The organism is Streptomyces sp. NPDC059900, assembly GCF_050270335.1.
GTDB lineage: Bacteria > Actinomycetota > Actinomycetes > Streptomycetales > Streptomycetaceae > Streptomyces.
Window position 1 is genome coordinate 1 of the sequence record NZ_JBNNJZ010000372.1, and the last position, 8,330, is coordinate 8,330.

At 69.8% G+C, this 8,330-nt stretch carries 7 protein-coding genes; 5 read left to right on the forward strand and 2 right to left on the reverse strand.

The genetic code is table 11. The features are described from left to right. On the reverse strand, window positions 1–1,291 hold a 1,291-nt coding region (locus tag ACQKIP_RS32870), incomplete at its 3' end, for a beta-galactosidase (protein ID WP_427744982.1). 214 nt (window positions 1,292–1,505) lie between these two features. On the opposite strand from ACQKIP_RS32870, the gene ACQKIP_RS32875 reads away from it, so the two are divergent. From ACQKIP_RS32875 to ACQKIP_RS32895, 5 genes are read left to right on the forward strand one after another with little or no spacing between them, the layout of a single operon-like run. Further along, complete coding sequence (locus ACQKIP_RS32875) at window positions 1,506–2,825, forward strand: extracellular solute-binding protein (protein WP_365859768.1); 1,320 nt, start codon at window positions 1,506–1,508, stop codon at window positions 2,823–2,825. After that, the gene (locus tag ACQKIP_RS32880; protein WP_365859769.1) at window positions 2,822–3,778 is read left to right on the forward strand and encodes a carbohydrate ABC transporter permease; all 957 of its coding nucleotides are present in this window, start codon (window positions 2,822–2,824) and stop codon (window positions 3,776–3,778) included. The genes ACQKIP_RS32875 and ACQKIP_RS32880 overlap by 4 nt, the downstream gene beginning before the upstream one ends. Beyond that, entirely contained in the window at window positions 3,775–4,689 is a 915-nt protein-coding gene (locus ACQKIP_RS32885; RefSeq protein ID WP_365859770.1) for a carbohydrate ABC transporter permease, read from the forward strand. Before ACQKIP_RS32880 ends, ACQKIP_RS32885 begins: the two co-directional genes overlap by 4 nt. Continuing rightward, window positions 4,686–5,717, forward strand: coding sequence for a LacI family DNA-binding transcriptional regulator (locus tag ACQKIP_RS32890; protein ID WP_365859771.1), 1,032 nt, complete (start codon window positions 4,686–4,688; stop codon window positions 5,715–5,717). Before ACQKIP_RS32885 ends, ACQKIP_RS32890 begins: the two co-directional genes overlap by 4 nt. Before the next feature lie 59 nt (window positions 5,718–5,776). Then, window positions 5,777–7,060: a D-arabinono-1,4-lactone oxidase gene (locus ACQKIP_RS32895; protein ID WP_365859772.1), complete on the forward strand. Its 1,284-nt coding sequence runs from the start codon at window positions 5,777–5,779 to the stop codon at window positions 7,058–7,060. Between the two features lie 16 nt (window positions 7,061–7,076). Here ACQKIP_RS32895 and ACQKIP_RS32900 read toward each other — a convergent pair whose 3' ends face one another. Next, on the reverse strand, window positions 7,077–8,138 hold the full coding sequence (locus ACQKIP_RS32900) for a glycoside hydrolase family 43 protein (RefSeq protein ID WP_365859773.1): 1,062 nt from the start codon (window positions 8,136–8,138) through the stop codon (window positions 7,077–7,079). Between the last annotated feature and the right edge of the window lie 192 nt (window positions 8,139–8,330).

An 8,330-nucleotide genomic window follows, 5' to 3' on the forward strand; every position in this document is an offset into this window, starting at 1 on the left:
CGGCGCGCTCCCGTGCGTCGTGGTCCTCGCTGGGCCGCCACTGAAGGGTCTGCGCCCACCAGGAGTGCCAGTCCCACAGCACCGCCACGTCGGCGACGGTCCGCGTCCCCTTCAGCGGGCCCAACTGCTCTATGGACGCACCCAGTTCGACGACCTCGCGCCACACCCGCGAGTCCGTGCCGGCGTGCGGCAGCATCGCCGAGTGGAACTTCTCCGCTCCGCGCCGCGACTGCCGCCACTGGAAGAACATGGCACCCTCGGAGCCGCGCGCCACATGGGCCAGGGAGTTGCGGGCCATCTGCCCCGGCGCCTTCGCGGGGTTGCGGGGCTGCCAGTTGACGCCGGACGTGGAGTGCTCCAGGAGCAGCCAGGGTGCGCCGCCCGCGACGGAGCGGGTGAGGTCGGCGGCCATGGCGAGGTTGACGTGGGTGCGGCGGCCGTCGGTGATCAGATAGTGGTCGTTGGTGACGATGTCTACCTCGCGGCCCCAGGCCCAGTAGTCCAGGGAGTCGCACTGGCTGAGCGCGGTCATGAAGTTGGTGGTGACGGGGGCGCCGGGGGCCAGACGGTGCAGGATGTCGCGTTCGCGCACGAAGTTCTCGCGCAGGGTGGCGTCGGCGAACCGGCGGTAGTCCAGGGCCTGGGCCGGATTGCCGACCGTGGGGGTGACGCGCGGCGGCTCGATCTCCGCGAAGGAGCCGTAGCGCTGCCCCCAGAAGGCCGTGCCCCACGCTTCGTTGACCGCTTCCACACTGCCGTACGTCGTCTGGAGCCAGTCCCGGAAGTGCACGGCGCACGAGGAGCAGTAGCAGGCGGAGACCGGCACCCCGAATTCGTTGTGGACGTGCCACATCGCGAGCGCAGGGTGCTGCGCGTACCGGCGGGCGAGTTGCCCGGTGATGCCGGACGACGCCTCGCGGTAGGCGGCGTTGCTGTGGCAGATGGCGCCGCGTGAGCCGAACTCCTGGCGCACGCCCTCGGCGGTGACGGGCAGGGCTTCGGGGTGCGCGCGGTAGAACCAGGCGGGCGGCGCGACCGTCGGGGTGCCGAGGTCGGCGCGGATGCCGTTCTCGTGCAGGAGATCGAGGACGCGGTCGAGCCAGGCGAAGTCGTAGGCGCCGGGGGACGGTTCGAGCAGCGCCCAGGAGAAGATCCCGACGCTCACCATCGTGACGCCCGCCTCGCGCATCAGCGCCATGTCCTCGCGCCAGACGGATTCCGGCCACTGCTCGGGGTTGTAGTCCCCACCGAAGGCGAGCCCGGTCAGGCCCGTGGGGGTGTTCTCCGGCATGGATCTCTCCCGAGTCATCGATCAGTTGGAAGCAACAGTCTGGAACATCAATTGGGAACGTGCACACACACTTTCGCGGCCCTGATCTCAACATAACCGCACAGCAACAACCATTGACAAGTGTCCTGGATGTTTCTCTACTGTGAACGCTCACAGATGCGTGGCAGGCCGCTCGACGCAGTCGGCACAGCCACCCGGTCAGGGGAGACCATCCATGCCGTTCACGAAGCACCGCCGCTTCTACGCCACTTCGCTCACCCTCGCCCTCGGCGCGGCCGCCCTCACCGCCTGCGGCTCGTCGGACGACGAGAGCCAGGCGGAGTCCGGGCCCGCCGCACTGACGTACTGGGCTTGGACGCCCGGCATGGACAAGGTCGTCGATCTGTGGAACAAGGGCCCGGGCAAGAAGGAACAGATCACGGTCACGGTCAAGAAGCAGGCCTCCGGCGACACCCTCGTCACCAAGATCCTCACCGCCCACAAGGCCAAGAAGGCGCCCGACCTGGTGCAGGCCGAGTACCAGGCGCTGCCGACGCTGGTCAGCAACGACGCGCTCGCCGACATATCCGGCGAGGTGGGCAAGGCGAAGGCCGCCTTCCCCGCCGGCGTCTGGCAGCAAACGACGCTCGGTTCGGACGCGGTGTACGCGGTACCGCAGGACTCCGGGCCGATGATGTTCTACTACCGCGCTGACCTCTTCGAGAAGTACGACCTCCAGGTCCCCGCCACCTGGGACGAGTTCGCGAAGACCGCACGCGCCCTGAAGAAGAAGGCTCCCGGCAAGGACCTCACCACCTTCTCCGCGAACGACTCCGGCCTTTTCGCGGGCCTCGCCCAACAGGCCGGCGCCAAGTGGTGGACCACCGAGGGCGAGAAGTGGAAGGTCGGCATCGACGACGACGCCACGCGCAAGGTCGCCGACTTCTGGGGCGGCCTGGTCGAGGAGGGCGCCATCGACAACCAGCCGATGTACACCCCCGCCTGGAACAAGGCCCTCAACACCGGCAAGCAGGTCGCCTGGGTGAGCGCCGTGTGGGCACCCGGCACCCTCACCACCGCCGCCCCCGACACCAAGGGCAAGTGGGCCATGGCACCGCTGCCGCAGTGGTCGAAGGGCGAGAACACCACCGGCAGCTGGGGCGGCTCGTCGACCGCCGTCACCACCGACAGCGACCACAAGGGCGCCGCCGCCAAGTTCGCCGCCTGGCTGAACACCGACCCGAAGGCCCTGGACGCGCTCGCGAAGGAAGGCGGCATCTACCCCGCCGCCACCGCCGCCCAGACCAGCGGCGCGTTCGCCGAGCCCCCGGCCTACTTCGCCGGCCAGAAGGACTTCTACCCGCAGGCCGCGAAGATCGCGAAGACCGCCGCGCCCGGCGCCTGGGGCCCGAACGTGAACGTCGCCTACACGTCGTTCAAGGACGCCTTCGGCTCGGCCGCCAAGAACAAGTCCGACTTCGGCGCCGCCCTCAAGACCATGCAGGACACCACCGTCGCCGACCTGGAGAAGCAGGGCTTCGGAGTCGCGCCGTGACCCCTGCACGTCCCCGCCGCGCCGACGGCGCACGCCCGCGCCGCCGCACCTCGTACGGGGTCAAGAGTGCCCCGTACGCCTTCCTGCTCCCCGCCGCCCTGCTCTTCGCGCTCTTCTTCGCGCTGCCCATCGGCTACGCGCTCTGGCTCAGCCTGCACAAGGTCGAGGTGGAAGGCCTGGGCCTGGGCAGGAACGCCCGGCACGAGGTGTGGGCCGGGATCGGCAACTACACCGACGCCCTGACCGACTCCGAACTCCTGCACGGCGCGCTGCGCGTGCTCGGCTACGGCGCCATCGTCATCCCGGTGATGCTCGGCCTCGCTCTGCTCTTCGCCCTGCTCCTGGACACCGAACGGGTACGCCTCACCCCCTTCACGCGCCTGGCGATCTTCCTGCCGTACGCCGTGCCCGGGGTCATCGCCGCGCTCCTGTGGGGGTTCCTCTACCTCCAGGACGTCAGCCCCTTCTACTTCGTCCTGGACAAGCTGGGCCTGCCGCAGCCCGATCTCCTCGACGGCGGACCGCTCTATCTCGCGCTCTCCAACATCGCCGTCTGGGGCGGCACCGGCTTCAACATGATCGTCATCTACACCTCGCTGCGGGCCATCCCGGCCGAGGTCCACGAGGCGGCGAAGCTGGACGGCTGCTCACAGCTCCAGATCGCGCTGCGGATCAAGATCCCGATGGTGGCGCCCTCGCTCGTGCTCACCTTCTTCTTCTCGATCATCGCCACGCTCCAGGTCTTCAGCGAGCCCAGCACCCTCAAACCGCTCACCAACTCCGTTTCCACCACGTGGAGTCCGCTGATGAAGGTGTACCAGGACGCCTTCGGCAAGGGTGACATCAACTCGGCCGCCGCCACCGCCGTGATCATCGCCGTCGTCACGCTCGTCCTGTCCTTCGGGTTCCTGCGCGCCGCGAACTCCCGCACCAAGAAGGAGGCGACCCGATGAGTTCGCCGAGCTCGCTCGCCGTCCGCAAGGCCGCGCCCGCCGCGGGCACCACCCCCGGCACCGCGCAGGGCCCGCCCCCGCCGCGCCGGATCGCCCTCCTGCCGACCGCCGTGCTCGTGCTCGGCGCCTTGTACTGCCTGCTGCCCGTGCTCTGGGTGGTGATCGCCTCCACCAAGTCGGGCCGTGAACTGTTCTCCACATTCACGTTCTGGCCCGGCAGCGGCTTCGCCGACAACATCACGGACCTGTCCGCCTACCGCGACGGCGTCTACTGGCGGTGGATGGGCAACTCCGCCCTCTACGCCGGTCTCGGCGCGCTCCTGTCCACGGCCGTCTCCGCGGTCAGCGGCTACGCCCTCGCCGTCTACCGTTTCCGCGGCCGCGAGAGCGTCTTCAACATCCTCATGGCGGGCGTCCTGATGCCGCCGGTGATCTTGGCCGTGCCGCAGTACCTCCTGCTCGCGAAAGCCGACCTCACCGACTCCTACGCCTCGGTCCTGCTGCCGCTCGTCCTCTCCCCCTACGGCGTGTACCTCGCCCGCATCTACGCCTCCGCCGCCGTGCCCGGCGATGTCGTGGAGGCGGGGCGGATGGACGGCGCGAGCGAGTGGCGGATCTTCACCGGGATCGCGCTGCCGATGATGGTGCCCGGCCTGGTGACGGTGTTCCTGTTCCAGTTCGTGGCCGTCTGGAACAACTTCCTGCTCCCCTACATCATGCTCAGCGACGACGAGAAGTTCCCCATCACGCTGGGCCTGTTCACGCTCCTCGAACAGGGCTCCAACACCCCCGCGCTCTACACCCTCGTGATCACCGGCGCGCTGCTCGCCGTCGTACCGCTCATCGCCCTCTTCCTGGTCATCCAGCGCTTCTGGAGCCTCGACCTGCTGTCCGGAGCCGTAAAGTCGTGACCATGAACGCAACGGGGGGCAGGCGCAGGCCGCCGACGATCCACGACGTGGCCCGCGAGGCCGGTGTCTCGCGCGGCACGGTGTCCCGGGTCCTCAACGGCGGGCACTATGTGAGCCCCTCCGCCGAGGAGGCCGTCAACGCGGCCATCCGCAAGACCGGCTACGTCGTCAACCGGCACGCCCGTTCACTGATCACCGGCCGCTCCGACTCGGTGGGCTTCCTGCTCACCGAGCCGCAGGAGCGCTTCTTCGAGGACCCGAACTTCAACGTCCTGCTCCGCGGCTGCACGCAGGCACTCGCCGCGCACGACATCCCGCTGCTCCTGATGCTGGCCGGCACGCCCGACGAGCGGCGCCGCATCATGCGCTACATCACCGCGGGGCATGTCGACGGAGTGCTCCTGGTCTCCAGCCACTCCGGCGACCCCGTCGCCGACGAGTTGCGGGAGGCCGGGGTGCCCCTGGTGGCCTGCGGGAAGCCGATCGGCCAGGCATCCAAGATGAGCTATGTCGCCGCGGACGACAGGGACGGCGCCCGTGACATGGTGCGCCATCTCCTCTCCCTCGGGCGGCGTCGTGTCGGCACGGTGACCGGGCCGCTCGACACCCCCGGCGGCGTGGAACGGCTCGCGGGCTACCGCGAGGTCCTGGCCGAGGAGGGCATCGCGGTCGACGAGCGGCTCATCGCGTCCGGCGACTACAGCCGGGCGGGCGGTGAGGCCGCCGCGACCCGGCTCCTCTCCCAAGCACCCGACCTCGACGCCGTGTTCGTGGCCTCGGACCTCATGGCGCAGGGCGTGCTTGAGGCCCTGCACCGCGCGGACCGCCGCGTGCCCGAGGACATCGCGGTCGGCGGCTTCGACGATTCCCCCGCCGCCCTCACGGCCCGCCCGGAACTGACGACGGTCCGCCAGCCCTGGGACCGCATCAGCGCGGAGATGGTGCGGGTCCTTCTCGCCCAGATCGGCGGCGAGGACCCGGCCGCGGTGATCCTGCCGACGGAGCTCGTGATCCGCGGATCGGCCTGACGTACGAGGATGAGGCGGCGGGGGCTGCGTCCTCGCTGCCCCGAGGGAGGGAACCGGACATGACTGACGCGCTGGCCACCGGACGCGACGGTGCCGTGACCAACTGGGCGGGGAACATCACCTTCTCCGCCGGCGAGCTGCACCGGCCCGCCTCGCAGGCCGCCCTGCGCGACCTTGTCACCGGCAGCCGCCAGGTGCGGGTCCTGGGCAGCGGCCACTCCTTCAACCGCATCGCGGACGTCGACGGCGGCGCGGCGGACACCGCCCTGGTGTCGCTCGCCGCCCTCGAACCGGCCGTCGACGTGGACACCGGGGCGCACACGGTTCGGGTGTCGGGCGGCGTGCGGTACGCCGAACTCGCCCGGCACGTCGCCTCGTACGGGCTCGCCCTGCCCAACATGGCCTCGCTGCCGCACATCTCGGTGGCCGGTTCGGTCGCCACCGGGACCCATGGCTCGGGCAACGGCAATCAGTCCCTCGCGGAGGTCGTGCGCTCGGTGGAGCTGTTGACCGCCGACGGACAGACGCGCGTACTGAGCCGTGGCGAGGACGGTTTCGACGGCGCCGTGGTCGCGCTCGGCGCACTCGGCGTGGTCCTCTCCCTCACCCTCGACCTGGAACCGCTCTACACGGTGAGCCAGCACGTGTTCGGCGAACTCGCCCTGGCACAGCTCGACTTCGAGGCGGTGACGTCGGCGGCGTACAGCGTGAGCCTGTTCACGGACTGGCGCGGGCCGCGCTTCAACCAGGTGTGGCTCAAGCACCGCGGCGAGGCCGCCGTCGGTTTCCCCTGGGCGGCGCCCGTGAGCGAGCCCCGGCATCCGGTGCCGGGCATGCCCGCCGTCAACTGCACCGAGCAGCTCGGTGTGCCGGGGTCCTGGCACGAGCGGCTTCCGCACTTCCGGGCCGAGTTCACGCCGAGCAGCGGGGCCGAGCTCCAGTCGGAGTATCTGCTGCCGCGCGAGCACGCACCCGCCGCCCTGCACGCTCTGGACGCCCTCCGGGACGAGGTGGCGCCGGTCCTCCAGGTCTGCGAGGTGCGTACCGTCGCCGCCGACAGCCAGTGGCTGAGCCCCGCGCACGGCCGGGACACCGCGGCGTTCCACTTCACGTGGGTGCCGGACACGGCGGCCGTGCTCCCGGTGATCGCGCGGGTAGAGCAGGGCCTGGCGCCGTTCTCGCCCCGCCCGCACTGGGGCAAGGTGTTCGGCGCCGACCCCTCCGAGCTGGGCGACCGCTATCCGCACGCGGCCGATTTCGCCGCCCTGGCCCAGCGCCTTGACCCGCGCGGGAAGTTCCGCAACGCCTTCTTGCGCTCCTTCCTCGGCCCCTTCCTGCGGTGACCCCCTGTTGGGGCGTTCAGGACGCCGGGCCGTCGGCGACCGGGACGCCGAAGTCCGGTGTGCCGTCGGCCTTCCAGCCGAACGTCTGGATGCGGGTGTGCCGGTTGGGGTCGTCGAGGGGGTCGCCGACGATGTCCTTGTACTGGCGGGCGTGGTAGACGAGGACGTCGGTGCGGCCGTCCTCGGCGACGGTGAAGCAGTTGTGGCCAGGGCCGTACTGCTTGGTCGTGTCGTTGCTGGTGAAGACGGGGGTCGGCGACTTGGACCAGGAGGCGGGGTCCATCAGGTCGCTGCGGGTGTCGGCGGTGAGCAGGCCCATGCAGTAGTTGAAGTCGGTCGCGGACGCCGAGTAGGTGAGGAAGACGCGGCCGTTGCGCTGGATGACGGACGGGCCTTCGTTCACCTTGAAGCCGACACACTCCCACTCGTACTCGGGTGTGGTCAGACGTATGTGAGGTCCTGTCAGCGTCCAAGGGTTGGCCATCCGGGACAGGAAGACGCCGGTGTTGTTGTCCATGCCGGGTTCGTACTGCGCCCAGGCCAGGTAGCGGCTGCCGCGGTGAGTGAAGGTGGTGGCGTCCAGGGAGAAGGTGTCCCAGGCCGTGGTGAGCTGCCCCTTTTCCGTCCAACTGCCCTTCAGGGGATTGGCGTTGGCGTTCTCCAGGACCCAGATGCGGATCTTCCACACGTCGTCGGCGGGGGCCGCGGCGAAGTAGATGTACCACTTGCCGTTGATGTGGTGGAGTTCCGGCGCCCAGATGTGCGACCCCATGTCGCCGCTCGTGTGGCGCCGCCAGATGACGGACTCCTCCGCCCGCGTCAGACCCCGCAGGGTGCGGGAGCGGCGCAGGATGATGCGGTCGTACTGGGGCGAGGTCGCCGTGAAGTAGTAGTGGCCGTCGGTGTGGCGGGTGACGTGGGGGTCGGCGCGCTGCTCGACGAGCGGGTTGCGGTAGGCGGGTGCCCGCGAGGCGGCCCGGGCGGGTGCCTCGGCGAGAAGCGGCGCGGCGGCGAGGGCGCCGGCGGCGAGGGTTCCTCGCAGCACGTTTCTGCGGCTGGGCACTTCGCGGTGGCTCATACGACTCCCTGTTGTTCGTGATTTCGAACGCCATCTGATACTCCGAACGCCGAAACGGTAGGGGGGTGTTGGGGCAAGGTCAACGGTTGTGACAGCGGTGGCGACGAGATCCGCCCGCGAGCCCTACTCCGCCCGTCCGGACCCCTGCTCCGCCCCTTGAGACTTTTTCTTATACTTTTCTGTGAGGTGATG

Bases quoted from the DNA above. Each gene is read 5' to 3' on its own strand.
- ACQKIP_RS32875 (WP_365859768.1), top strand. From the start codon at position 1,506: ATGCCGTTCACGAAGCACCGCCGCTTCTACGCCACTTCGCTCACCCTC.
- ACQKIP_RS32885 (WP_365859770.1), top strand. From the start codon at position 3,775: ATGAGTTCGCCGAGCTCGCTCGCCGTCCGCAAGGCCGCGCCCGCCGCG.
- ACQKIP_RS32895 (WP_365859772.1), top strand. From the start codon at position 5,777: ATGACTGACGCGCTGGCCACCGGACGCGACGGTGCCGTGACCAACTGG.
- ACQKIP_RS32900 (WP_365859773.1), bottom strand. From the start codon at position 8,138: ATGAGCCACCGCGAAGTGCCCAGCCGCAGAAACGTGCTGCGAGGAACC.